This is a genomic window from Burkholderia sp. Se-20373 (assembly GCF_017104705.1).
Taxonomy (GTDB): Bacteria; Pseudomonadota; Gammaproteobacteria; order Burkholderiales; family Burkholderiaceae; genus Burkholderia.
Genome location: NZ_JAAGPH010000020.1, coordinates 13,451 through 39,026, shown reverse-complemented (window position 1 = coordinate 39,026; position 25,576 = coordinate 13,451). Strand labels below are relative to the sequence as shown.

General features: G+C 66.7%; 25 protein-coding genes. 14 read left to right on the top strand and 11 right to left on the bottom strand.

The genetic code is table 11. The annotated features are described in order from the left end of the window. Positions 1-6 precede the first annotated feature (6 nt). Both G3N96_RS09970 and G3N96_RS09965 read right to left on the bottom strand, forming a co-directional pair. Entirely contained in the window at positions 7-1,140 is a 1,134-nt protein-coding gene (locus G3N96_RS09970; protein WP_206137078.1) for a branched-chain amino acid ABC transporter substrate-binding protein, read from the bottom strand. Positions 1,141-1,283: 143 nt separating this feature from the next. After that, positions 1,284-2,321, bottom strand: a complete 1,038-nt coding sequence (locus tag G3N96_RS09965; RefSeq protein ID WP_206137077.1) for a histone deacetylase family protein — start codon at positions 2,319-2,321, stop codon at positions 1,284-1,286. Between the two features lie 115 nt (positions 2,322-2,436). Between G3N96_RS09965 and G3N96_RS09960 the strand changes: the two genes are divergently transcribed. From G3N96_RS09960 to dbpA, 5 genes are all read left to right on the top strand, one after another. Next, positions 2,437-2,925 carry an Lrp/AsnC family transcriptional regulator gene (locus G3N96_RS09960; RefSeq protein ID WP_174975480.1) on the top strand — a complete coding sequence of 163 codons (489 nt, stop codon included), beginning with the start codon at positions 2,437-2,439 and terminating at the stop codon, positions 2,923-2,925. 69 nt (positions 2,926-2,994) lie between these two features. Next, a complete protein-coding gene (locus G3N96_RS09955) occupies positions 2,995-3,300 on the top strand; it encodes a hypothetical protein (protein ID WP_206137102.1) in 306 nt (101 codons plus the stop codon). Between the two features lie 492 nt (positions 3,301-3,792). After that, a complete protein-coding gene (mqo, locus tag G3N96_RS09950; protein WP_206137076.1) occupies positions 3,793-5,454 on the top strand; it encodes a malate dehydrogenase (quinone) in 1,662 nt (553 codons plus the stop codon). A gap of 277 nt (positions 5,455-5,731) precedes the next feature. Then, the gene (locus G3N96_RS09945; RefSeq protein ID WP_011356541.1) at positions 5,732-5,929 is read left to right on the top strand and encodes a hypothetical protein; all 198 of its coding nucleotides are present in this window, start codon (positions 5,732-5,734) and stop codon (positions 5,927-5,929) included. Beyond that, positions 5,926-7,323, top strand: coding sequence for an ATP-dependent RNA helicase DbpA (gene dbpA, locus G3N96_RS09940; RefSeq protein ID WP_206137075.1), 1,398 nt, complete (start codon positions 5,926-5,928; stop codon positions 7,321-7,323). Before G3N96_RS09945 ends, dbpA begins: the two co-directional genes overlap by 4 nt. 160 nt (positions 7,324-7,483) lie before the next feature. On the opposite strand, the gene G3N96_RS09935 is transcribed toward dbpA, so the two are convergent. Then, positions 7,484-8,308, bottom strand: a complete 825-nt coding sequence (locus G3N96_RS09935) for a PhnD/SsuA/transferrin family substrate-binding protein (protein WP_206137074.1) — start codon at positions 8,306-8,308, stop codon at positions 7,484-7,486. 300 nt (positions 8,309-8,608) lie between these two features. Here G3N96_RS09935 and G3N96_RS09930 point away from each other — a divergent pair, with 300 nt between their 5' ends. Next, a complete protein-coding gene (locus tag G3N96_RS09930) occupies positions 8,609-9,634 on the top strand; it encodes a fatty acid desaturase (protein ID WP_206137073.1) in 1,026 nt (341 codons plus the stop codon). A gap of 184 nt (positions 9,635-9,818) precedes the next feature. Beyond that, positions 9,819-11,021 carry a benzoate/H(+) symporter BenE family transporter gene (locus tag G3N96_RS09925; protein ID WP_124580466.1) on the top strand — a complete coding sequence of 401 codons (1,203 nt, stop codon included), beginning with the start codon at positions 9,819-9,821 and terminating at the stop codon, positions 11,019-11,021. A 25-nt stretch (positions 11,022-11,046) separates the two neighbouring features. Here G3N96_RS09925 and G3N96_RS09920 read toward each other — a convergent pair whose 3' ends face one another. Then, positions 11,047-11,934: an NAD(P)H-binding protein gene (locus G3N96_RS09920; RefSeq protein WP_206137072.1), complete on the bottom strand. Its 888-nt coding sequence runs from the start codon at positions 11,932-11,934 to the stop codon at positions 11,047-11,049. A 264-nt stretch (positions 11,935-12,198) separates the two neighbouring features. Then, positions 12,199-13,116 (bottom strand): AraC family transcriptional regulator, encoded by a 918-nt coding sequence (locus G3N96_RS09915; protein WP_206137071.1) that lies wholly within the window; start codon positions 13,114-13,116, stop codon positions 12,199-12,201. Between the two features lie 194 nt (positions 13,117-13,310). Here G3N96_RS09915 and G3N96_RS09910 point away from each other — a divergent pair, with 194 nt between their 5' ends. Then, on the top strand, positions 13,311-13,505 hold the full coding sequence (locus G3N96_RS09910) for a hypothetical protein (RefSeq protein ID WP_206137070.1): 195 nt from the start codon (positions 13,311-13,313) through the stop codon (positions 13,503-13,505). 21 nt (positions 13,506-13,526) lie between these two features. Here the strand turns inward: G3N96_RS09910 and G3N96_RS09905 are convergent, their stop codons facing one another. Further along, positions 13,527-14,480, bottom strand: a complete 954-nt coding sequence (locus G3N96_RS09905) for a LysR family transcriptional regulator (RefSeq protein WP_046548935.1) — start codon at positions 14,478-14,480, stop codon at positions 13,527-13,529. 101 nt (positions 14,481-14,581) lie between these two features. Between G3N96_RS09905 and G3N96_RS09900 the strand changes: the two genes are divergently transcribed. From G3N96_RS09900 to G3N96_RS09890, 3 genes are all read left to right on the top strand, one after another. Beyond that, the gene (locus G3N96_RS09900) at positions 14,582-15,940 is read left to right on the top strand and encodes an NAD(P)/FAD-dependent oxidoreductase (protein ID WP_206137069.1); all 1,359 of its coding nucleotides are present in this window, start codon (positions 14,582-14,584) and stop codon (positions 15,938-15,940) included. A gap of 326 nt (positions 15,941-16,266) precedes the next feature. Continuing rightward, positions 16,267-16,701 (top strand): phosphatase, encoded by a 435-nt coding sequence (locus G3N96_RS09895; RefSeq protein WP_039344286.1) that lies wholly within the window; start codon positions 16,267-16,269, stop codon positions 16,699-16,701. 180 nt (positions 16,702-16,881) lie between these two features. Then, complete coding sequence (locus tag G3N96_RS09890; protein WP_206137068.1) at positions 16,882-18,501, top strand: histidine-type phosphatase; 1,620 nt, start codon at positions 16,882-16,884, stop codon at positions 18,499-18,501. 18 nt (positions 18,502-18,519) lie between these two features. On the opposite strand, the gene G3N96_RS09885 is transcribed toward G3N96_RS09890, so the two are convergent. Beyond that, on the bottom strand, positions 18,520-19,200 hold the full coding sequence (locus G3N96_RS09885; RefSeq protein WP_206137067.1) for an alanyl-tRNA editing protein: 681 nt from the start codon (positions 19,198-19,200) through the stop codon (positions 18,520-18,522). A gap of 36 nt (positions 19,201-19,236) precedes the next feature. Then, a complete protein-coding gene (locus tag G3N96_RS09880; RefSeq protein WP_206137066.1) occupies positions 19,237-20,256 on the bottom strand; it encodes a sterol desaturase family protein in 1,020 nt (339 codons plus the stop codon). A gap of 94 nt (positions 20,257-20,350) precedes the next feature. Between G3N96_RS09880 and G3N96_RS09875 the strand changes: the two genes are divergently transcribed. Both G3N96_RS09875 and G3N96_RS09870 read left to right on the top strand, forming a co-directional pair. Beyond that, positions 20,351-21,397, top strand: a complete 1,047-nt coding sequence (locus G3N96_RS09875) for an AraC family transcriptional regulator (RefSeq protein ID WP_206137065.1) — start codon at positions 20,351-20,353, stop codon at positions 21,395-21,397. Positions 21,398-21,471: 74 nt separating this feature from the next. Continuing rightward, positions 21,472-21,777, top strand: a complete 306-nt coding sequence (locus tag G3N96_RS09870; protein ID WP_206137064.1) for a hypothetical protein — start codon at positions 21,472-21,474, stop codon at positions 21,775-21,777. A 37-nt stretch (positions 21,778-21,814) separates the two neighbouring features. Here the strand turns inward: G3N96_RS09870 and G3N96_RS09865 are convergent, their stop codons facing one another. Next, positions 21,815-22,111, bottom strand: coding sequence for a hypothetical protein (locus G3N96_RS09865; RefSeq protein WP_206137063.1), 297 nt, complete (start codon positions 22,109-22,111; stop codon positions 21,815-21,817). Between the two features lie 487 nt (positions 22,112-22,598). Between G3N96_RS09865 and G3N96_RS09860 the strand changes: the two genes are divergently transcribed. Beyond that, a complete protein-coding gene (locus tag G3N96_RS09860) occupies positions 22,599-24,173 on the top strand; it encodes an EAL domain-containing protein (RefSeq protein ID WP_206137062.1) in 1,575 nt (524 codons plus the stop codon). A gap of 31 nt (positions 24,174-24,204) precedes the next feature. On the opposite strand, the gene G3N96_RS09855 is transcribed toward G3N96_RS09860, so the two are convergent. Together G3N96_RS09855 and kdgR are read right to left on the bottom strand one after the other, a co-directional pair. Then, positions 24,205-24,576, bottom strand: a complete 372-nt coding sequence (locus G3N96_RS09855) for a hypothetical protein (protein ID WP_206137061.1) — start codon at positions 24,574-24,576, stop codon at positions 24,205-24,207. 64 nt (positions 24,577-24,640) lie between these two features. Beyond that, positions 24,641-25,552 carry a DNA-binding transcriptional regulator KdgR gene (kdgR, locus tag G3N96_RS09850; RefSeq protein WP_206137060.1) on the bottom strand — a complete coding sequence of 304 codons (912 nt, stop codon included), beginning with the start codon at positions 25,550-25,552 and terminating at the stop codon, positions 24,641-24,643. Between the last annotated feature and the right edge of the window lie 24 nt (positions 25,553-25,576).

The window sequence follows — 25,576 nt, the reverse complement described above, 5'->3', positions numbered from 1 at the left end:
GCCCCATCACATCTTCACGATATCGAGCAGCGCCTTCTTGCCGCTCTTGTACGTGAACACCGAGATCGCGCCGTGCTTCAGATCGCCCTGCGGCGTGAAGCTCGTCTCGCCGATCACGCCCTTGTAGTCGGTCGCGGGCATCGCCGCCAGCACCTTCGCCGGGTCGGTCGAGTTCGCGCGCTTCATCGCGTCGACGATGATGTACACGGCGTCGTACGAGAACGGCGCATACACCTGCATCGGCTGGTGATAGCGCGCTTCGTAGCGCTTCGCGAACGCCGCGCCGCCCGGCATCTTCTCGAGCGCGATACCGGCCTCGGAGCACACGACGTTGTCGGACGCCGGGCCCGCGAGCTTCGGCAGATCGGTCGAGCACACGCCGTCGCCGGCGAGGAGCTTCGCGCGCATGCCGAGCTGGCGCGCCTGCTTCGCGAGCGGGCCGCCCGTCGCATCCATGCCGCCGTACATGATCGCGTCGGGGTTCGCGCCCTTGATCTTCGTGAGGATCGCGCGGAAGTCGATCGCCTTGTCGTTGGTCGCGTCGCGCGACACGACCTTCATCCCGGCGGCCTTCGCGGCCTTCTCGAACTCGGTCGCGAGGCCCTGCCCGTACGCGGTCGAATCGTCGACCACCGCCACCGTCTTGATGCCCATGTTCTTCGCTGCATACATCGCGAGCGCCGGCCCCTGCTGCGCGTCGGTCGCGACCACGCGATAGGTCGTCTTGAAGCCCTGCTGCGTATAGGTCGGATTGGTCGCGGCCTGCGAGATCTGCACGACGGCGCCGTCGCGATAGACGCGCGACGCCGGAATCGACGTGCCCGAGTTGTGATGGCCGACGACGCCGACGACCTTGTCGTCGACGAGCCGCTGCGCGACCTGCGTCGCGGTGCGCGGATCGCCCGCGTCGTCCTGCGCGTCGAGCTGCAACGCGATTTTCTTGCCGCCGATCGTCAGGCCCTTCGCATTGATTTCCTCGACCGCGAGGCGCGCACCGTTCTCGCTGTCCTTGCCGAGGTGCGCGATCGCGCCGGACAGCGGTGCGACGTGGCCGATGCGCACGATCTCGTCCGCATATGCGGACAGCGCGCACGTGAGCGCCGCCGCTGCCGCGAATGTCGTCATGGAATGTCGATGCATGTCTGTCTCCTGGTCAGTCTTGTGGGCCCCGTTCGATGCGGGACGTGTTGCGGTTCGGATGACGAATCGGTTTCGGTCGGTGATGCAGCGCGCCTGCACTGCGGGCCCCATCCCTGTCGGCGGCACGGCCGCGGCGCCGCGCGTTATGCGCGCCCTTCGAATCCCAGCAGCACGTTAACCGCATTGATGCCGATCTCGTCGACCATGTAGCCGCCTTCCATCACGAACAGCGTCGGCACGTTCAGGCGCGCGAGCGCCGCGCCGATGCGCAGGTAGTCGGGCGAACGCAGCCGGAAATGGCTGATCGGGTCGTGCTCGAAGGTATCGACGCCGAGCGACACGACGAGCGCGTCGGGCGCATGCGCGGCGATCGCGGTGGCCGCGTGGTCGAGCGCCGCCGAGTAGGTGTCCCACAGCGTGCCCTTCGGCAGCGGCAGGTTCAGGTTGAACCCTTCGCCCGCGCCGATGCCGCGCTCGTCCGTGTAGCCGGAGAAGTACGGGTACGACACCGGCGGCTCGCCGTGGATCGACGCGAACAGCACGTCCGCGCGGTCGTAGAAGATGTCCTGCGTGCCGTTGCCGTGATGGAAATCGACGTCGAGCACCGCGACGCGCGCCGCGCCCTGCGCGACGCAGTGCTGCGCCGCGATCGCCGCGTTGTTCAGGTAGCAATAACCGCCCATGTACTCGCGGCCCGCGTGATGGCCGGGGGGGCGGCACAGCGCGAACGCCGCGCGCGCCGCGCCGCTCGACAGCAGGTCGGCGCCGGTGAGCGCCGAGTTCGCGCTCGCGCTCACGGCATCCCACGTGCCGGCGTTGATCGGCGCGCCCGCGTCCATCGCGTAGAAGCCGAGCTTGCCGTCGATGAACGCGGGCGGCGTCGCGGCCGCCGGCATCGCGCGCACCGGCCACACGAGCGGCAGCGCCTGGCAGGTGCGGCCCGTCGCGGTCCACTCGTCCCATGCGCCGGCGAGGAAATCGACGTAGCGGGCGCTGTGCGCGGCCACGTAGTGGGCGCGGTCGAACGGCTTCGGCGCGATCACGTCGCCGAGGCCCGCGGCACGCACCTGCGCAAGCACCGTTTCGGCGCGAAGGGGGTTTTCGAACGAATCGGTGATCGCGCCGTCCTTCAGTTCGACGCCGCGATGCAGGTGGTGATCGCTGCTGTAGACCGTGAGCATGGTTGACCGTTGCAGTGAGGGTGGCAACAGTTTATTGACGGCAACCGGCAATAGCTTTGCTTTCGACGCGCACGTTTCGTACAATTTTGAGAAAACCGCCTACGGATTTCCGGAAATGAGCAAAAATCGCGCTTCGGTCGAACTGGATGGCGTCGACCGCGCCATGCTGCGCCTGCTGCAGGACGACGGCGCGCTGTCGAACGCGACGCTCGGCGAGAAGCTGTCGCTGAGCGTCACGCCGTGCTGGCGCCGCCGCAAGCGGCTCGAGGACGAAGGCGTGATCACCGGCTACCAGGCGAATCTCGACCGGCGCGCGCTCGGCATGAACGTGTTCGCGTTCGTGCAGGTGACGTTCAACATGCATTCCGGCCAGGATTCCGATCACTTCGAGGACGTGATGCGGCGTCACGACGAAGTGACGTCCTGCCACAAGATCACCGGCGCGGCCGACTACATCCTGCAGGTCGTCGCGGCCGATCTCGACGCGTACGCGGAATTCGTCGAGCACGTGCTGCGCAAGCAGGCCGGCGTATCGTCGATCCAGTCGAGCCTCGCGTTGCGTGAAGTGAAGTTCTCGTCGCGCGTGCCGGTGCCGGGCGACTGACCGTTCATGCCGTTCCTCGCCCGTACCCGGGCATCCGTTGTCGATCGTCATCCCATGGAGCGCTACCTGATGAAACGTCCTTTTCCGTCTGCTTCGCTGGCCGCCGCCATGGCCTGCGCGCTCGCGTTGAGCGCCTGTGCGGCGCCATCCACCGTGCCGGCCGCCGCGTCGGCGCCGGCCGAGTCTGTCGCCTCGCCCGCGCCGCCGATGCCCGGCAGCGATCGCGATCCGCACGGCTGCATCCCGTCGGCCGGCTATTCGTGGTGCGAACAAACGCAGCAATGCGAGCGCCCGTGGGAACTCGCGAAGCAGAAGGGCTTCGCGAATTCGGCGCTGGCGTACGAGCAGTTCTGCCGTAACACTTTCGCGAAGTGACGCAACATGGCATGACGTGATCGGGACGCGGTGCAACGCCGCGCCCGACACCCGCGATCCCGCGCAGTTATCCCCAGCTTTCCCGCTTCCCGCGATCGTCATTCCGGAAACCCGGACACACAAAAAACCCCACAAAAACAACGGGATTTTTCGTTTGTGACACAGCAAACGAGTTCGGTTACATTACGCGCCCCTTGCCACCCCGCCTCCGCAAAACGCGTCGCGCACGGCCTCTTTCCACGCAGCCTGAAGCGTCTTCCGCTCGGGCTTGCCGCAAGGGCCCGGGCGCGTCATGCGCCACTGTGACGCAGGCGCTTGCCTGCCCGCAGGCAGCCGATCCGAAGGTGTCCTTCCCGACGGCTTCGCGTGCGCAAATGCAACGGCGTGCGGCGTCGATCCGGAATTCCGGATTCGCATGTCCGGATCTCCGGATCCGTGTTTCACCGCGATCGATACCCGCGCCGGGCGGCTTGGCAAACCGATGCATCCAAGTTGAAAAAGGGATCTGCTGTGATCAAAACGTTACGGGTAATACTGTCGGCGCTCGCGCTGTGCGTCGCGACATCGTCCGCGCATGCCGCCGATACGAAGAAGGTCGACGTCCTGCTGGTGGGCGGCGGCATCATGAGTTCGACGCTCGGCGTCTGGCTGCACGAGCTTCAACCTGACTGGTCGATGACGATGGTCGAGCGCCTCGACGGCGTCGCGCTGGAAAGCTCGAACGGCTGGAACAACGCCGGCACCGGCCACTCGGCGCTCGCCGAGCTGAACTACACGCCGGAGAAGGCGGACGGCAAGATCGACATCTCGAAAGCGATCGAGATCAACGAGTCGTTCCAGATCTCGCGCCAGTTCTGGGCGTGGCAGGTCAAGCAGGGCGTGCTGAAGAACCCGCATTCGTTCATCAACTCGACGCCGCACATGAGTTTCGTGTGGGGCGACGACAACGTCCGCTTCCTGAAGAAGCGCTACGACGCGCTGCAGGCGAGCCCGCTGTTCCGCGGGATGCAGTATTCGGAAGACTACGACCAGATCAAGCAGTGGGTGCCGCTGATGATGGAAGGCCGCGACCGCAACCAGAAGGTTGCGGCGACGTGGACGCCGATCGGCACCGACGTGAACTTCGGCGAGATCACGCGCCAGTTCGTCGGCTACCTGAAGACGCAGCCGAACTTCACGCTGTCGCTGTCGAGCGAAGTGCGCGAGATCTCGCGTAATGCCGACGGCACGTGGCACGTGAGCTGGGTCAAGCTGCACTCGGATGAACCGGCGCAATCGGTCGACGCGAAGTTCGTGTTCATCGGCGCGGGCGGCGGTGCGCTGCACCTGCTGCAGGCGTCGGGCATCCCCGAGGCGAAGGACTACGGCGCATTCCCGGTCGGCGGCTCGTTCCTCGTGACGGACAACCCCGACGTCGTGAAGCAGCATCTGGCGAAGGCCTACGGCAAGGCGTCGGTCGGCTCGCCGCCGATGTCGGTGCCGCACCTCGACACGCGGATCATCGACGGCAAGAAGATCATCCTGTTCGGGCCGTTCGCGACGTTCTCGACCAAGTTCCTGAAGAACGGTTCGTACTTCGACCTCGCGAAGAGCACCAACCTGCACAACGTCGCGCCGATGATGCGCGTGGGCGTCGACGAATTCCCGCTGGTCCAGTACCTCGCCGGCCAGCTGATGCTGTCCGACGACGACCGCTTCAACGCGCTGAAGGAATACTTCCCGAACGCGAAGAAGGAAGACTGGCGCCTGTGGCAAGCCGGCCAGCGCGTGCAGATCATCAAGCGCGACCCGGTCAAGGGCGGCGTGCTGAAGCTCGGCACCGAGATCGTCGCGTCGCAGGACGGCAGCATCGCCGGCCTGCTCGGCGCATCGCCGGGCGCGTCGACGGCCGCGCCGATCATGCTGAACCTGATGAAGAAGGTGTTCAAGGACAAGGTCGCATCGCCCGAGTGGCAACAGAAGATCCGCCAGATCGTGCCGAGCTACGGCACGAAGCTGAACGACAGCCCGGCGAAGGTCGTCGAGGAATGGACGACCACCAGCGACGTGCTGCAGCTGTCGCCGCCGCCGAAGATCGACGTCAGCACGCCGTCGCAGGCCACCGGCAACGCGCCGGCCCGCCCGGCGAAGGCGGCGACCGACATGGCGCTGTAACGCACCGAGCGCCGCGCGACACCCTCGCGCCGCACGTCACGGCCGCCCTACGGGGCGGCCGTTTTTCTTGGCGGGTCGCGGGCGAAACCGCCCGGCGGGCCGCCCGCTTCCGCTAGAATTGCGGCACGCGCGACCCTGTCGCCGCCCGATCCATCATCCGCATCGACGCAATCCAAGCGACGCCCGGTGCGGCCCGCGCCCAAGCCGCGCGAGCGCCGCCCGCCGTTGCCGCGCCCGCCCGGGCGCGCCATCAACCGAATTCAGCTGGAGAAAGACCGTGTTTACCTGCCGAAACCAGAGCTGCGGCACGCCGTGGGAGCAGTCCGACGTCGTCATCAAGGACGAAGGCCAGGGGCTGCTGTTCCGCTGCCCGCTGTGCGGCGCGCGCAACTACCTCGAACGCTTCGAAGACGACGAAGGCAAGGTCGTCTACGAGCAGATGGAAGGCCGCCCTTACCTCGGAGACCTGGAATGACCCAGCCGACCGCCACGCCGTTCAGCGCGCTGTCGTTGACGCCCGCCACGCTCGCCAACCTCGCGCAGCTCGGCTATGTCGACATGACGCCGATCCAGGCCGCGAGCCTGCCGGTCGCGCTGGCCGGCCAGGACCTGATCGCGCAGGCGAAGACGGGTAGCGGCAAGACCGCCGCGTTCTCGCTCGCGCTGCTGGCGCGCCTCGACGCGCGCCGCTTCGACGTGCAGGCGATGATCCTGTGCCCGACGCGGGAACTCGCCGACCAGGTCGCGCAGGAAGTGCGCCGCCTCGCGCGCGCCGAAGAGAACGTGAAGGTGCTGACGCTGTGCGGCGGCACGCCGATGCGCCCGCAGGCGCAGAGCCTCGAGCACGGCGCGCATATCGTCGTCGGCACGCCGGGCCGCATCATGGATCACCTCGATCGCGGCAACCTGAAGCTCGACGCGCTGAATACGCTGGTGCTCGACGAAGCCGACCGGATGCTCGACATGGGCTTCTTCGACGACATCGCGAAGGTCGCGCGGATGTGTCCGACCACGCGCCAGACGCTGCTGTTCTCCGCGACCTATCCGGACGGCATCGCGAAGCTGAGCCAGCAGTTCCTGCGCAACCCGAAGGAAATCAAGCTCGAAGAGCGTCACGACAACAGCAAGATCCGCCAGCGCTTCTACGAAGTGACGGAAGACGAGCGGCTGCATGCGGTCGGCCAGCTGCTGAACCACTACCGGCCGGTGAGCACGATCGCGTTCTGCAACACGAAGCAGCAATGCCGCGACCTGCTCGACGTGCTGCACGCGCAGGGCTTCCACGCGCTCGCGCTGCACGGTGAGCTCGACCAGCGCGAACGCGACCAGGTGCTGATCCAGTTCGCGAACCGCAGCTGCTCGGTGCTGGTGGCCACCGACGTCGCCGCGCGCGGACTCGACATCGCGCAACTTGAAGCCGTGATCAACGTCGACGTGACGCCCGACCCCGAAGTGCACGTGCACCGGATCGGCCGCACGGGCCGCGCGGATCAGGACGGCTGGGCGCTGAGCCTCGCGAGCATGGACGAAATGGGCCGCGTCGGTGCGATCGAGCAGGCGCAGAAACGCGACGTCGAATGGCATCCGCTCGCGGAACTGAAGCCGGCCGACGACGGCGTGCTGACGCCGCCGATGGAAACGCTGCAGATCCTCGGCGGCCGCAAGGACAAGATCCGCCCGGGCGACGTGCTCGGCGCGCTGACCGGCGACGCCGGATTCGACGGCAAGCAGATCGGCAAGATCAACGTGACCGAGTTCTCGACCTATGTCGCGCTCGAGCGCGGCGTGGCGCGCGACGCGCTGCGCAAGCTCAATGCCGGGAAGATCAAGGGCAAGCGGGTCAAGGTCCGGTTGATGGACGAAGAATAAGCGGTAACGTGGAGGCGTCGCGGCGGCATCGCCGTGCCGTGGCGCCTAAGCCGAACCTGAATCCGTCCCTGACCTTGCATCGCCCCGGGCAACCTGCGGTCGTCGCCCCTCTTTCGGCAATCGGCCGCCGCCCAGCCAAGCCGCCCGCATCGCCTGCTTGCTACGCGAGCGCCGGATATCCGTGCGCAGCAGCCTCCTGCTCGAACCGCGCAATCGCCTCATAGTCGTCCGGCGACAGCCGTTCGAACCCTCTCAGCCGCAGCACGCGCGCCCGCTCCACATCGGTCGCCACCGCGCGGTCGAGCGCATCTCGCAAAGCAGCGACCTGTGTAGCTTCGAGTGCGCGCGATGCGATGAACGGTAATCCCGGCGCAGCGGCCGTCGTCCCGATGATCCGGATGTCCTGCAGCAGATCGGGCAACGCATCGCGCACATACGCGAACGTCACGCAGTCGATCGCCGCGCAATCGGCTTCCGCTGAAGCCAGCGCACGCAGCACGTTCAGGTGCGAGCCGAGCGCGGCAACCGATCCGAAGAATCGTCCGTCGCGTGCATGCGGCGCGACCGCATGCCGGAGCGCGTTCATCCCGCTGTGCGAATCCCGACCGTTGAATGCGGCCCGCAGCCCCCGGCATGCAGCGAGCGTCGTCGCGCCGTCCGCGTACGCACGGGCCGACACGACCAGCACACTGCTGTAGTGCGCGCCGTGGCAACCCTCCGCATCGAACACGGGGGTTGCAATCAGTCGCACGACATCGCGCAGGCCCAGCATCCGGTACGGGTAGCCGCAGGTCTGCGACAGCAACAGATCGTCGCGCCGCCACAGCGCGTGCAGGTCGTCGAAGGGTTCGTCGGGAAGCGTGACATCGGCGGGCCCGCCCGCGTTCGCGAACGCATCGAGCGCGTCGCGCAATAGTGCGCGCCACAGCGCGTCGTGGCGCGGCGTCACGTTGTACATCGGCAGTACTGCGATCCCTGGGTTCATGCGGGCATTCTACGCATCGCCGCTCGCGCCGCGGAATTTGGTTCGATCCCGCAAAAACGGGGGCCGATCGTCGTGCAGCGCGCCTGAAGCTTATCGGCCGCGCGGCGATAAGCAAATGCGAATCGATTGGTTGGCCGGGCGGCGCGATCCCGGTACCGTCCTGATGCCTGCCCGAGCATCGCTACCGCATGTGATAACGGACAGGCCGACCGTGATCCGCGAGACACCTGCGCACCCGGGCCGAGCGCACCGGTTCAACCGCTCGTTCCCCGCACTGCCCGTTCAATCCGCCTCAACGCCATGGCCGAATACTTCGACGTCGACCACGCGCGTGCGATCGCCGCGCTCGACACCCGCTTCACCGCCCGCACCGAGTGGCCGACCTGGCTGCTGGTCGTCGCGATCTACGGCGGCTGGCTCGCCGTGCTGCTGCTCGTGCGCGACGGCACGCTGTCGCTCGCGGCCGCGACGCCGCCGCTGATCCTGCTCGGCGCGTGGCACCTGTCGCTGCAGCACGAGCTGCTGCACGGCCACCCGACACGCTCCGCCCTCGTGAACAAGCTGCTCGGTTATCCGCCGCTGACGGTCTGGTATCCGTACACGCTGTATCGCGACACACACCTCGACCACCACCGCGACGAAGACCTGACCGTACCGGGTGTCGATCCCGAAACGAACTACGTCACACGCGAACGCTGGGCGCGGTTGCCGCGCTGGCGCCGTGTGCTGACGGTCGCACGCAAGACTTTCATCGGACGATTCGTCGCCGGGCCGCCGTTGAGCATCGTTGCGATGTGCATCGATGCATTCGCCGCGTTTCGTCGCGGCGACTTCCGCTATCTGCCGATGTGGGCGATGCATATCGCCTGCGTGGTTGCGCTGCTCGCGTGGCTGCAACGGGCGATCGGCGTGCCGTGGTGGTATTACCTGCTCGTGATCACGTGGCCCGCGTTGTCGATCGCGATGATCCGCTCGCTGTACGAGCACCGTGCCGCACCGCATCCGAAGGCACGCATCGCGATCAATGAAGCCGGCTTCGCGATGCGACTGCTGTACCTGAACAACAACTATCACCTCGTCCATCACGACCTGCCGAAGCTGCCGTGGTACGACCTGCCGCGCGCGTACCGGATGCGACGCGACGCGTATGCGCGGAAATGCGGCGGCTTCGTGATTCGCGGCGGGTATCGCGAACTGCTCGCGCGCCATGCGTGGACGCCGACCGATACGCCCGTGCATCCGTTCGATCAGGGCACGGCGTCGTTGTCGACGGGGAGCGGGGTGAAGGTCGCGGTGGTCGACAAGGTGCTGCAGATCAGTACGTGACGTTCGGTGGAGACGACGATTCGTCCGCCCCGCCGCACGTTCCTTACGAAATTCCAACATCCTTGCTCCCACCCGCGCATTGCCAATTGCGCCGGCAATGCCCAGAATGGCGGCTCGTCCGGGGCTTCCAACAATCATTCGCCCCGGCTCTACTCCCGGCCGCGCGCCGCACGCCCCCACGACGATGCAACCGAACACCCCGCCCGGCGCAATCCGCGCGATCGGCAACGACTGGTCCGTTTCCGCGATTACCGCGGGCTTTCTCGCGGTACTGATTTCCTACGCAGGCCCGCTCGCGATCTTCTTCCAGGCCGCACAGGCGGCCCATGCGTCGACCGCGATGGTGTCGTCGTGGGTCTGGGCGATCTCGATCGGCGCGGGCGTATCGGGCCTGTTCGCGAGCTGGAAGCTGAAGGTGCCGATCATCACCGCGTGGTCGGCGCCCGGCACCGCGCTGCTCGTCGGCCTGTTTCCGCAACTGACGCTCAACCAGGCCGTCGGCGCGTACATCACGGCCGCGCTGATCATCCTGCTGATCGGCGTGACCGGCTATTTCGACCGGCTCGTGCGCCACATTCCGCGCGGCATCGCGTGCGGGATGATGGCCGGCATCCTGCTGCCGTTCGGCACGCATGCGTTCGCTGCCGCATCGGAGCAGCCCGCGCTCGCGTTCGGGATGATCGCCGCCTACGTGATCTTCAAGCGCCTGCTGCCGCGCTACAGCATCGTGCTCGTGCTGCTGACGGGCGCCGCGCTCGCGACGCTGCTCGGGATGACGCACCTCGGCAACGTGTCGGCGAGCCTCGCGCACCCGATCTTCATCGCGCCCGAATGGACGCTCGGCACGACGCTCAGCCTCGCGCTGCCGCTCGTCGTCGTCAGCCTCACCGGCCAGTTCCTGCCGGGCATGACGATCCTGCGCGTGTCCGGCTATCACACGCCCGCGCGGCCGATCATCACGGCGACCAGCGTGATGTCGCTCGTGGTCGCGTGCTTCGGCGGGATCACGATCGTCGTCGCGGCGATCACGGCCGCGCTGTGCACCGGCAAGGACGCGCACGAGGATCCGGCCCGGCGCTACATCGCCGGGCTCGCGAACGGGACGATCTACCTGATCGGCGGGCTCTTCGCGGGCACGATCGTCACGGTGTTCTTCGCGCTGCCGAAGGCGTTCGTCGCGATCCTCGCGGGGCTCGCGCTGATCGGTGCGATCGGCGCGAACGTGCACGGGATCTTCGAGGACGAGAACCACCGCGAGGCGTCGCTGATCACATTCCTCGCGACCGCGTCGGGCATGACGTGGCTCGGGCTCGGCTCCGCGTTCTGGGGGATCGTGATCGGGTCGTTTTCGTATGCGGTACTAAACAAGGTGCGGCGGCGGGCGTGAGGGGTAACGCGCGTCGCCGCCTCGGTCACCGCGCGTGCTGGCGCACCAGTTGTGCAAGCGCATCGGTCAGCGCCGTCGTGCCGTAAAGCCGCTCCGACACGCCCTCCTCGACGTCGATCTGCCCCGCGTTGTGCACGTCGTAGAGATCGACGATCAACTGCGCATGACGTTCGCTGAGGCCCGCGCGCAGCAGCGTCGCAGCCCACGTGTCGCGCGGCAGTTCATGCGCGACGATTGCCCGGCCGGCCGCCGCGGCGAGCGTATCGGCGATCGTCGTCACGCTCACCCGCCGCGGCCCTTCGACACTGACGATGCGCGGCCCGTTGCCGCCTTCCCGCGCATCGAGCAGCAACCGCGCCGCGACGACGCCCACATCGGGCGCCCAGACCGTCGGGAACACCTTGCCGACCGGATGGTGAAAACTCGGCAGCACGCCGGTGCCGAGCGCGACCGGCAGGATGCGCGTCCAGTTCTGCAGATGCTCGGCCGAACGCAGCAGCGTCAGGTGCGTCGGGATCGTCCGCAGCCGCTCCTCGAAGTGATGAAACAGACGCGTGATGCCCGTATTGCCGTCGCGCTCCGCGCCATAATCCGACAGCGCGAGCAGCACCGGCGGCGGGTTGGCGGCGAGCGCGGCGGTCGCGACGTCGATCGTCCGCGTCATCGTCGCGGCCGGATCGGGATCGGCGACGGGCACCGGGCACAGGATCTGCACGGCCCGCGCACCGTCGATTGCCGCTGCGACCGCGTTCGCGTCCGTCAGCTCGGCGATCACGACGTCGCAGCCGAGCTGCGCGAAACGCTCACGATGGCGTGCGTCGCGCAATACCGCGCGCACGGGATGGCCGGCGTTGCGTAGGGCCGTCACGGTCGACTGGCCGACGTTGCCGGATGCACCGAAGATCACGAACACGATTCGCTCCTGAGGGGATGAAGGTGCGGTGATTGTCGGTTTGCGCGGAGGGAGCGGCGCGCACGGAGGGATGAAACCAGCAGGAAAGGATGACGGATTGGCTGGCGGCTGTCATGCTGGCCGTCCGCTGCCTCGCCTTCCGCGTCGAATCGTACGGTCTGCCTGCTAGCCGAGAGTGCAGGCGAAAACAGTCCAGAAGCCTGCTGGAGAATGGCCCCGAAATCCGACGCGACAACTCATCTCCGGTGCGGCGCCATCGCTCCGCTACGCGTCACGCCCGCTGCCCTCGCCGTCATACGCCAGCCGCAGCACGCCCCGCGCCCCCGACCGCGCAATCTCGGTAGGCGTCGCCCCCAGCACGCGATTCATCCAGTTCGCCATATGGCTCTGGTGGGCAAACCCGGCTTCGAGCGCGATCTGGCTGATGCTGAGCCGGCCTTCGAGCAGCAACGCCTTCGCACGCTCGACCCGGCGCCGCACGACGTACTGGTGCACCGGCATCCCGAGCGTTTCGCGGAACAGCACCTTGAAATGCGGCACGCTGATCGACACGAGCGCCGCGAGTTCGGCCAGCGTCATGCGCCGTTCGAGATTCGCTTCGACGTAGTCGATCACGCGCGCGGCCGCCTTCGGCGCGAGCGTGCGGCGGCGCTCGCGGAACGCCGGCTGGCCGTCGACCAGCCGCGCGACGAGCGCCGTGCACAGGCTTTCCGCGTAGAGCGGATCCGACGCGTCTTCCGCTTCGAGTTCGGCGGCCATCGCCCATGCAATGTGCTGCAGGCGCGGATCACGCACCTGCAGCCGGCGACGGATCTGCCCTTGCGACGGCTTCAGTTCGAGCTGCTCGACGGTTCGCCGCACGAATGTGTCGCTGAGCGCGATATGGAGAATCTGGCAATCGGCGCTGTCGGTCCACTGGCCGGGCAGGCCGGCTGGAATCACGTCGACGTCGCCATGCGCCTGGATGCGCGACACGCGCTCGCCGTCGCACACGCAATCCGCGCGAACGGGCGACCCGATATGCACGCCGATCCGGTGATGCTCGGCCGCCGGAATCCGGTAGGTGCCCGCGCGGATGGCCAGCAGCGACGCGCCGAAGCCCTGCCAGCCGAGCCCGCGGCTCGAGCGCAGGCTGACCGGGACGCCGTTGTCCGTCGGCGCCGCGAGAATCGCATCGCTCATGGCCTTCCTCCTGTGGATCGGAATGTCGAACGCGCATTGTGACGCGTTTTCAAGCCGCCTGCCGGGCCTGCCGGCGGCCCGCCCGGGTCGAGCAGAAAAAGATCATCCATTCCTGCTCAGGGTCATCCTTGCGTGTGCGCCGGCGGGCGCCGCGCCGCTTACGATGGCCCCATCCGACACCTACGGAGACCGTCATGCCCCATCAGTGCCTTGCGCCGCGCGCCGCGTTCACCGCGCGCTCGCCTTCCTCCGCCAATCGCCCCTCATCCGGCCCCCGCAACGACCGCACCCCGATCGCCGCCTGGTGCCTGCGCATCGTCGGCTGGACCCGGCTCGAACGGCTGCTCGCATCGATCCCCGACAGCAACGACGACTTCGGGCTCGTCTGAGCGGCCGGCCGACGCATCCGCCTACTTGCGCCGCCGCTCGTGCGGCGCCACCGTCGCGCCGTCGATCACCGGCGCGCCCTGCTTGATCAGGAAATCGCGGAACAGCCCCGTGACCTGCGAAATGCGCCGGTCGGCGAGCGTGACCACATACCACTCGCGCTCGATCGGGTTGCCGGGGAACGGCAGTTGCCCGAGCAGCCCGGTGCGCAGTTCGAGTGCACACGCGTGCAACGACAGGAACGCCACGCCGAGCCCCGCTTCGGCCATCTGCTTGATCGCCTCGTTGCTCGACAGTTCGGAGCCCACATGGAACCGGTAGCCCGCGTTCTTGAACAGGCTCTCGACCGTCGAGCGCGTCCCCGCGCCGCGTTCGCGCACGAGCAGGTGCGCGGATTCGAGATCCTTCAGCGCGACGCGCTTGCGCTGCATCAGCGGATGGCCGGGCGCCGCGACGAACACCATCGGATGCTTCGCGAACTCGACCGCATGCGTGCGCAACTCCTTCGGCGCGCTGCCCATCACCGCGAGATCGATTTCATGCGTGGCGAGCATGCGGATGATGTCATCGCGATTGCCCACCTTGAAATAAGTCTTCACATGCGGACGCGTCGCGGTGAATTTCACGAGCAGCGGCGGAATCAGGTACTCGGCCGTCGTGATCGCGCCGATCCGCAGCGTGCCGCCGAGATCGCCCGTCAGCGCGGCCACTTCGTCGCCGGCCTCGCTCCACAGATGCAGGATCTCGCGCGCGTAACGCGACACGATCTCGCCGGCCGCGGTCAGCTGCACGCCGCGCCCCACCCGCTGCAGCAATGCGGCGCCGACCGCCTCCTCGAGCAGGCGAACCTGCAGCGACACGGCCGGCTGCGTCAGGTTCAGTTCCTCGGCCGCCCGCGACACGCTGCCGAGCCGCGCAATCATGTCCAGCGCCTTCAGCTGCCGGAACGTCGCGGTCTTTCCTATAAGTGAATACATATGAGTCGCTTATAAACATTAAATTGTTCGTGTAGGTTCGAAACTATATCGTCGGTTCTTGAGCAATGTCATCCGAATCGTCATTAAAGCGGGAGCCCTACATGGACAACACCACGCCCAACCTTGCAACGGACCGCGCCCCGCGCCTGCCGCGCATCGTGATCGTCGGCGGCGGCGCCGGCGGCCTGCACCTCGCCACGCGTCTCGGCGATACGGTCGGACGCCGCGGACAAGCCGAAGTCGTGCTCGTCGACCGCTATCCGACGCACTTCTGGAAGCCGCTGCTGCACGAAGCCGCATCGGGCCATCGCGACCCGGCCTCGCACACGATCGAATACGCGGCGCAAGCGAAGCGCCACGGGTTCCGCTTCGTGCAGGGCGCGCTGCAGCAGGTCGACCGCGTGGCACGCACCGCGACGATCGCGGCCGTGCAGGACGCGGACGGCACGGAAATCCTGCCGCAGCGCGAGCTCGACTATGACGATCTCGTGCTCGCCGTCGGCAGCGTGACGAACTTCTTCAACGTGCCGGGTGCGGCGCGCCACGCGCTGCCGCTCGAAAACCTCGACCAGGCCGAGGATTTCCGCCGGAAGTTCCTCGCGGCGTGCACGAAGGCGAATCACCTCGCCGAGCAGCAGCCCGCGCGGCGCGCGGCGCCGATCTGCATCAACGTGATCGGTGCGGGCGCGACGGGCGTCGAGCTGGCAGCGGCATTGCGGGACGCGATCCAGCAGCTGACGACGTACCGCTTCAAGGCGCTGGTGTCCGCACGCGACGTGCACATCCGGTTGATCGAAGGCGGCCCGCGCATCCTGCCGGCGCTCGACGAGCGGCTGTCCGGCAAGATGCACGCGCAGCTTCGCGCGCTGAACGTCGACGTACTGACCGATACCCGCGTGGCGGAAGTCGGCGCGGATGCCGTGACGACCTCGACCGGCGAGCGGCTCGCGAGCGACATCACGATCTGGGCAGCCGGCGTGGCGGGCCCCGCGTTCCTGCGGCAGATCGGCGACATCGCGCTCAACCGTTCGAACCAGGTGATCGTGACCGACACGCTGCAGACGCCGGACGACCCGCACGTGTATGCATTCGGCGACTGTGCCGCCTGCCCGACGAGCGGCGCGAACGGCTTCCTGCCGCCGCGTGCGCAGGTCGCTCATCAGCAGGCCGTGTACCTGGTCAACGCGTTCGCGCGGCGCGTCGCCGGCAAGCCGGTGGCGGCCTTCACGTTCCGCGATGCGGGCACCGTCGTGTCGCTCGGGCATGCGGGCGCCGTGTACCAGGCCGACATCAGCGTGCGTTCGCGTTCGCTGATCGTCGACGGACTGGCCGCGATCGGGCTGTACAAGTTCCTGTATCGCAAGCACCTGTTCAGCGTGGTCGGCGTGAAGCGTGCGCTGTTCCAGTCGCTGAGCCACTGGTTGCAAAGCCGCAACCAGCCGTCGATCAAGCTGCACTGATCACGCCTGTTCATACGCGGGATTGCAAGACGGCATATCGGGCGTGCATCGCTCGATATGCCGTTTTTTCATTTGCACAGGCGCGGTGCATTCACTGCGTGCGCGAATCTGGTGCATCACATCGAAGGCCGTCGATACGATGCGATTCGCGCGAAACAGGCCGTGCGACATGCATCCCGCGCCCACATTGGCTCGACGTCCCATTCATTAGGCGAATCGTATGGGTCGAATATAAATATTAATTGGTCGTGATTTCCGGATCGACGCTAAGGTGTGTGGCATTCCCGTCGGCGAACGGATCATCACGTCTCTGAAGAGGAATCACCGTGGTCATCGAAGCCATCGTCACCCGTCTCGACGCAGCATTCGCGCAAATCGAAGCAACACCGGATTCGCATGAATCGCGCCATCAACGCGACGCGATCATCCAGTGGCTCGACCGAGCATCGGAAGAAGGATATCGACTCGGTCTCGTCACGACGCTGCCGGCCGCACGGCTCAGCGACATGTTCGAAGGCCAGTTCGGCCGCGCGAACCTCGACCGCTTCTCGGTCGTCGTCACGGACGCCAATCAGCAGGACTCCAGATCAAACCAGCATCCCTTCGACGTCGCGCTGCAGGCACTCGGCGTGCCGCCCGAACGCGCGGTGGCAATTGCAAGCAGCGAACCGGAGCGCCGCGAAGCCGAGCATTTCGGCCTGTCGCGCTGCGTGAACATCACCGACACCGTGCGCTCGATCGCGTCGGCCGGGCTGCACTGAACGCCGCCACACCGGCCGGCGGTGGCCGGCCATGTACCACGCGGACGGCAATCCGACGATTGCCCGACTCGATCCTGACATTCTGCTGTCAAAGTCGCTTGCAACACTTCGGGGCTTGACCGATCACTCCCGGAGACGGGACGACGCGAACCTGCATCGTCCCGCCCGTTGCACGCCACGATGACACGCCCGATCCGCACCGCCACCACCCTCACGATTACCTGCCTGCTGCTCGCTGCCTGCGGCGGGGACGACTCGACACCACCCGCGGCCTCTGCCGACAACAGCGGTTCGACGCCCGCACCGCAACCGCAGCCTCAGCCCAAGCCGACACCCGCGACTTACTACCAGACGAAGACGCCGTACCGTCCGCAGCAGGACGCCGCGACGTACGAAGCGCCACCCGCCGGCTACGCGCCCGTCTATACGGAACTCGTCGCGCGCCACGGCTCGCGTGGATTGTCGGGCTTCAAGTACGACGGCGCGATCTACGCGATGCTGGTCAAGGCCGAGGCCGACGGCGCACTGACCGCGCTCGGCGCCCAGTTGAAGGCCGACACGGTCGCGATGATGAAGGCCAATGCGCTGCTCGGCTATGGCGTGGCGGGCATCTCGACGCCCGGGTACGGCAATCTCACGCAAACCGGCATCCGCGAACACCAGCAACTCGCCGCACGGCTCGCGCAGCGGTTGCCCGCCTTGTTCGCGGCCGGCAACCGGCAGGTCGTCGTCGTCAACTCCGGCCAGGATCGCGCGGTCGACAGCTCGACGTATTTCTCCGCGTCGCTCGTGGCGGCTCAGCCGGCACTGGCCACGGCGATCACGCTGCCCGCCGCGCCGTCCGGTTATCCCGCGAACGCGCCGGTCGCGCAACCGGCCGGCACCAACCGCTTCCTGCTGTATTTCCATGCGCTGAAGCCGGCCACCGATCTCGTGACCGATACGGGCAATCCGTACTACGCGACCTACCAGGCAAGCCAGGCATACCAGGCGTATGCGAACGACGCGACGGTGGCCGCGAAGCTCAACGCGATCAAGGCCGCGCCGCAAGCGGCCGACGTCGCGCAGACGGTGCTGTCCGCGCTCGTGTCGCAGGCCTTCATCGCGAAGCTCGGCACCGACGGCTACTCGTTCGCGAACACGGGGACCTATGCATTCACGTCGGCGGACGGCAAGTTCACCAACACGCTGAAGGGCGACGGCAAGACGAAGATCGCGACGCCCGTCGATGCGGTGAGCGTGCTGTACAACCTGCTGCAGGTCGCGCCCGCGATGACGGCTGAAACCGGCGGCGTCACGATGGAGAAGTACATCGGCGCGGAGCAGGCGCAGTATCTCGCGTATCTGCAGGATGCCGAGGACTACTACCAGAAGGGCCCCGGCATCCAGGAAGCGAACCCCGTCACGTACCGGATGGCGAAGGTGCTGCAGGACGATTTCTTCGGCGAAGTCGATGCGATCGCGCGCGGCGACCTGACCCGCGCCGCGAAGCTGCGCTTCACGCACGCGGAGATCGTGATTCCATTCGCGTCGATCATGAACCTGAAGAACGTGTTCGTGCCGACAGCGCAGGCGCAGACCTACACGTATGCGAACAATCCGTGGCGCGGTGATCAGGTGTCGCCGATGGCCGCGAACATGCAGTGGGATGTCTACCGCAACGGCTCGCGGCTCATCGTGAAGATGCTGTACAACGAGCGCGAAACGGATTTCCAGGCCGCGTGCGACGGCGCGAAAATCGCGCCGGGCAGTCACTTCTATGACTACGCGGGGTTGAAGCAGTGTTACGGGTATCAGTGAGGTGACGCGGGCAGCGGGTTACGCAACCCGCTCGCCCCGCTGCCCGCCGGCCGTCTCCGGCTCGACCAGCATCACCTCGATCCGCTCCTTGCCCTTCCCGGTGTTCCTGCGCTTGAGTGTCAGCATGCCGACCTCGCCGGTCGACGCCGGATGCGTGCCGCCGCACGCCATCGTCGCGAAGCCGTCGACACGCCAGAACCGCCGTTGCGTGTCGACATCGCTGAAGTCGGTCACGATGCGCAGGTCGCGCTTCGACAGATCGGCCGCGGCCGATTCGATCTCGGGAAACAGCGGCGCCACGCTCGTGTCGCTCGCAAAGTCGATGCGCGCCTTGTCCGGCCCGATATGCGCGCCGATGCGCTCGATGCCGGGCCTGAGCCGATAGACCAGCTGCAGCACCATTTCGGCCGCGAAGTGCAGGCGCATCAGCCGGTACCGCCGCGTCCAGTCGATGCGCCAGGTCACGCGATCGCCGACGCTCAGCGCATGATCGTGCGGCAACGTATAGACGATGTCGAGGCCCTGCTTGTCGGCCTGGATGACCGGATAGCCGCCCAGCGACCCCGCATCGCTTTCCTGCCCGCCCGAAAGCGCAAAGAAGATGGTGGCGTCCACCCGCACGCGGTCGCCGTCGACGTGGCTGACGACGGTATCCAGCGTCGTCCGGTAGGGATCGTCCCAGAATACTTTCTTCGTCATTGCCCGCCGCGCCTTTCGCCGAGGAAAGCACGCAGGTTAGCCGGATCGTGTACCGGCGGCTTGTACGATCTTGCGCCCTGCCGCCGACGCATTCTCGTCGGGCATCGCACACGAGGTTGTGGCCGTCTCCTCGTCGCCCTTGCGCTCGACAGTCCACGTATGGATCGGCCGATGCCCCGGCCGCTCCCATTCGGGCGGCATCCACAGGTGTTTCAGCCGCTGCGGGACAGGCCCGGGCGCGAACACGTCGCGCCACATGTCGACGAATTCGTGCAGGTTCAATACCATGAAGTTGTACGAACGAATCTGCTGCGTGATTCCGTAGTCGACCGGCTCCGTCTCCTCGACATACGTGCCGAACAGGCGATCGAAGATGATCAGCACGCCGCCGTAGTTCCGGTCGATGTAACGCGGATTGCGGCCGTGATGCGCGCGATGGTTCGACGGCGTGTCGAACACGTACTCGAACCAGCGCGGCAGCCGCCCGATCGCCTCGGTATGCACGAAGTACTGGTACGCGAGATCGACCGCGAGCAGGAACAGCACGACGGCCGGCGGGATGCCGAGCCACACCGGCGGCAGGTAGAACACGAACACGCCGACGAACGCGTTCAGCAGCGACTGCCGCATCGCGGTCGTGAAGTTCATCACTTCGCCGCTGTGATGCGGCACGTGCGCGGCCCAGAACCAGCGCACGCGATGCGACGTGCGATGAAACCAGTAGTAGCAGAACTCCACGACGACGAAGATCGGCACGATCGTGATGCCGTTCACCGGCACGTCGAACAGCCGGTGCCGATAGACCCACGCGAAGATCGCGCCCGTGAACAGGAGCCCCATCACGGTCTCGGCCACCTGATAGCCGGCGCCGAGCGACAGGTTCGCGACGATCTCCTTCCAGCGAAACGGCTCGCGGCGGCCGCGCCCGGTCATCACCGCGTATTCGATCGCGAACGCGATCAGGAAGACCGGCGTCATGCCGATCAACAGCACCTGCTTCCAGTCCACGTCGTTACCCAGGAACGCATGGAGCCACGTCATCAACTCGGTCGGCATGTTCGCGGCCTCGATCAAGAACTGACCGGCAGTATGGTCGCGCGCGGGTCGTCCCGCGTTGACACTTGCCGACGATTACTTGACACTTTCCGCCATGCCCGCCGCCTCCCCGCTATCGACGCAGCGCGTCTACTACTCGAGCACCTACGTGCGGCTGCTGTTCGACTATCTGTCCGAGCAGGGCAAGGATGCCGTGCGCGTGCTCGGCGAGGCGCGGCCGCCCGAGCACGATCGCGGGCTCACGCTGTATGCGAGCGCTCACTGGCGGCGCCTGCTCGAATGCGCGGTGCACGCGCTCGACGATCCGCTGCTCGGCCTGCACGTCGGCCAGCGAATCACGCCCGCCCATCTCGGTGCGCTCGGCTATGCGCTGCATGCGTGCCGCGATGCCGGCGCCGCACTCGCGCGCTGGCAGCAATACGAACACCTGATCGCGAATGTCGCGCGCATGGAGGTGCGGGTCGAGGCGACGTCGGTCGCGATCGAATGGCACGACGCGCCCGAACCGCTCGGCCCGCTCGTCGACGAAGTGGCGCTGACGGCCATCGTCCAGTTCGCACGCAACATCACCGGCACGCACCACGGGCCCGACGAAGTCTGCTTCGTGCATCCGTCGCCCGGCGACGAACGACCGTACGTCGACTATTTCGGCTGCCCGGTGCGATTCGGCCAGCCGGTGAACCGCCTCGCGTTCCCGCTGCACCTGCTCATGCAGCCGCTGCGCCAGCCGGATGACGCGCTGCTGCAGATGATGGAACGCCAGGCGAGCGCGCTGCTTGCCGAGCTGCGGCAGACGGACGATCTCGAACAGTCGGTGCGCGAAGCCGTCGCGCGCCTGCTGACGCAGGGCGAAGCGAGCCTCGAACAGATTGCAGCGGACCTGCATGTGTCGTCGCGCACGCTGCATCGACGGCTTGCCGAACTCGGGCTCAACTTCCGGATCCTGCGCGAGGACACGCGGCGGCGGCTCGCGATCGACCACCTGAACGATCCGCGACTGACGCTTGCGGAAGTCGCCTGGTTGCTCGGCTATTCGGAACACAGCGCCTTTACGCGCGCCTTCCGGCGCTGGACCGGCGAATCGCCGCAGCAGTGGCGCAGCCGGCAACCGGCGCGGGCAGCGAACGTCGCGCGCGGCTGAGCGCGGCGCGCAAGCGTGCCGCCGACGAACTCGCGTCCGCCCGCGCGGTCGAACGAGCATTGCCGGAGAATCCCATGAAACGCGTTGCCCCTGTCGCTGTCCTGACCCTGCTGGCCGTCGTCAGCTTGCCGGCCGCCGCCGGCGCGCCCGCCGGCAGCGCCGAGCCGGCGCCCGTTCAAGTGCACGCGAAAAACTGCGTGCCGTCCCGCGACGCCACGCCCGACGCCCGCTCGTCGTTGAAGGCACCGCCGATCCGCGTATGCGTCAGCGATGCCAATACGCAACTGAACCTGCCGTGGTTCCTGACCGACGTGCTCACCGCGGTGGATACGCATCAGTCGGGCGGTGACCTGCTGCGCAAGATGCGCAACGATTTCTGAATCGCGGCCCGCGCGACGCGCCGACGCGCCGCGTCGTTCACTCGTCTTCGGACGCCTGCAACACCTGCACGAACGTACCGACCATGCCGGCCCACATCGCGGGGGCGGCAATGCTGCGCAGCAGCGCGAGCAATTCCTTTCGTTCACCTTTCGAAAGCGGGCCATGTTCACCGCCGATGGTGTTGTAGCGCGGCGTGCCGCGCGCAGCGAGCGAGCGGTTGAGCGAGTAGTTGCTGGGGTTTCCGTTCACGGCAATCCGGATCCACAGCGAACCGCCGTCGGCCGCGGCTGCGCCATCGGTCACGATGACCGTGGGCGCGGTATTTTCTTCCATCCCGAAGCTCCGGCGAGACGTACGACCGTATCGCGCGGCGACCGATCGCAGGCCGCCGGCAGGTCGACGAAGACAGCATCCCGAAAGAATGTTTCCTGTCGAGACACAATGACAAAACTACACCAATAGTTGAATAACAATATTTCGCAATCTCTCATCACATCTTATACTTGCCGCGCACCATCCTCGTGCCAAGAGACGGTGTTTTTTGTCCCGGCCGCAAGACCATGCGGCCGGGGGTTTTTTTCGGTGTGCTACGTCTATATACATGTGCTGCATGCACATGTTCATAAAGGCAAGCCTCCGGAATGATTGGCCGATTGCGCCGGGTCTGCCGCAGATGCCCGTCGCGACCGTCGCATAGATCGCATTGCGATACCGGCACGCACCGCGCATGGCCCGAACCCGGCATGACGCACGCGCCGGCGGTGTATCGACCGGTTCGACTCGCCTCTCCATACACACAACACCCAAGGCGACCGCGGGAATGTCAGCGTTCACGCCAGGCTCGAAGGCCGTTTTCCAGCGCAGCGGCGCATGGCCGCGGGTCGCCTTTTTCGCCGCCGTAATCGTTTGCGTGCTCGTGCCGGCATTCGCGATCGCACTTGCCGACCGTTACGCGCGCGACACCGTCACCGAGCATGAACGCGTCATCGCGAACGACATCGTGGCCTCGGTGGACCGCATCCTGGACGGCGCGCGCCTGCGGCATGTGGACGAACTGACCGCGCTCGTCGGGCGGCCATGCCCGGCGGTATTCCGGACGCTCGCCGAGATAGGTACGCGCCTGCGCTATCTGCGCGCCGTCGCGCTGGTGCACGAGGGCCGTGTCATGTGCTCGTCGGCGCTGGGGGCGATCGACCTGCCGCTCGGTGCGTATACCCACGAGCCGGAACCCGGCTCGACGCTCGTCACGCTGCTGCGCCAGACGCCGTTCCAGCAAGGCATCCCGGTGCTGCCCGTGTTTTACGCGACCGCACCCGGCGCCGGTGTGCTCTACCTGATCGAAGGCGACTACGTGGCCGATGCGCTCGCGCACGGCGCCCGCTACGGGACGGAAACCGCGACGCTGTCGATCGCGGGTTCGGGCCATCTCGACCAGCGCGGGACATTCACGCCGGAGTCGGCCACCGGACCAGCAGGCGGAAGCACGATCGTGTCGCCCCGCTGGCCGTTCACGGTGCGGGTTGCCGCATCCGCGCACTATGCGTCGCAGGTCCGGCAGCACTATCGGCTGATCGGCATCACGATCGTGCTACTGGCTGACGGCCTCGTGATGGCGGCCTACCTGCTCGCGATGGCGCCGCGCCGGCTACTGCTGAAGGCCGTGCGCAATGCGCTCAGGCGCGACGAGTTCCACGTCGTGTACCAGCCGATCGTCGATGTCGAAACGCGCAGGACCGTCGGCGTCGAAGCGCTGTTGCGCTGGCAGCACCCCAAGTGGGGGGCCATCAGCCCGGCCGTGTTCATCCCGCAGGTCGAATCGAGCGCGGTGCTGCCGAAAGTGACCGAATTCGTGCTGCGGACAGCCGTGACGGAACTGTCCGCGCTGACGCCTTGCGCGCCGCTGCGCATCGCAATCAACATCGCGCCGAAGGATCTCGAGCGCACGCGGTTCGTGTCCGTCGTCGAGGAGGCGATCCGCGCGCTGCCGCCGGGCTTTACGCTGGTGCTCGAAGTGACCGAGCGCATCCTGCTCGAGAAGAACGCGCGGACCACCGCGATGTTCCATGCGCTGCGCGCGAAAGGCGCGAAGTTCGCGATCGACGATTTCGGCACGCATCACAGCAATCTCGACTTGCTGTCACGCTTTCCGTTCGACTACGTGAAGATCGATCGCCAGTTCGTCTCGCAACTGAACGGCGGCAGTGCGGGGTTGATCGAAGGGATCGCGTCCGTGGCGGATCACTACGACCTGAAGATCATCGCGGAAGGTGTGGAGACCGAAGTACAGCATCGGGCGCTGCATGCGGTCGGGATTCAGTATGCGCAGGGTTATCTGTATCAACGGCCGCAGCGGGTGGAGCATTTGAGGCAGGATCGTGCGTGGGTGTCGGTGTAGGAGTGTGCCGCCGACACATTCGCATCGACGGCTACTGTGCGCCGTATTGACCGTCCAGGCGCACGCGGCCCTGCTCGACCCAGCCTTCGAAGTCTTCGCCGGTCTTGCCGTTGATGTACATGATGTTGTACCAGCGCCCGTGAGACTTGTAGACGGTTACCGAATCGCCGGGAATGATGAAGGTCCGCGTCGTCATGCATTGCGCATCGGGCGCCGAGTAGAAGTACGCGCGCCCCGCGCCGATGACCGTGCCCGACGCCGGCGGCCGGAAGTTGTCGTCCGGGCCGCTCGTTGCCGCGTCGAGCTTGGCGCAGTCCACTGCGTTTTTTGCGTAGGCGCCGTTCGTGCCCACGCACGCGCCGATCGCAAGCATCGCGATACCGATGCGCATCGTCGTTGTCATCTGCATGATCCGTTCTTGACGTCGTATCGTCGTTTCGTTTTGCCGGCTCTCTACCGGCACGTGCTCAATCCTGTGCGACCGTCGCCTGCTCGACGCCAGCCGCCTCCTGGCGATGTCCCAGCCGCGCGGAAATCGCCTGCCCGGCTTCCTTCAGCAATGCGACGTAATGCGCCTTCGTGTCCGCGCCGCATCGCATCGTCGGAAACGACAGCGACAAGCCCGCGATCACGCGATCGAAACGGTCGAACACGGGCACCGCGAGACACAGCAGGCCATCTTCCTGCTCCTCGTTGTCCTCGCCATAGCCCTGCTGTCGCACGTGCGGCAGGATGCTCATCACCGCATCCGCCGACGCGAGCGTCTTCGCGGTCGACTTCCGGAACTCGATGCCGGCCAGCACCGCGCGCGCCTCGCCGGGAGCCATCCACGCGAGCAGCACCTTGCCGATCGCCGTGCTGTACAGCGGATTGCGCCGGCCGATCCGCGACTGCATGCGCAGCCCGTAATCGGCGTCGATCTTGTGGATGTAGATGATCGCGTCCTCGTCGAACGCGCCGAGATGCACGGCTTCGCGCGTCAGTTGACCGATGCGGCGCATCTCGAGATCGGCTTCGCGCACGAGGTCCACGCTCTCCAGCGCCTTGCTGCCGAGCTCGAACAGCCGGATCGTCAGCCGGTAGCGGTCGGTCTCGCCTTCCTGCGCGACGTAGCCGAGCGCCTTGAGCGTCTGCAGGAAACGATGCACCGTCGTCTTCGACATGCCGAGATGCTGCGACAGTTCGCTGATGCCGATCTCGCGGCGATCGCCGAGCGCGGCGAGGATCGTAAAGACCTTGCCGACGGCGGCAACCGAGTCGGCCTTCTCCGCGCCGCCGGCCTGCGAATCGCCGGCCTCCTGATGGCCGGCCCGCGGATGGCCGCCCCCCGCTTCCGGGTTCGCCTGATCACGCTTGCGCTGTCTGGGCGTTGCTGTCATGTCCGTGAATCCGTGAGAGGCAAA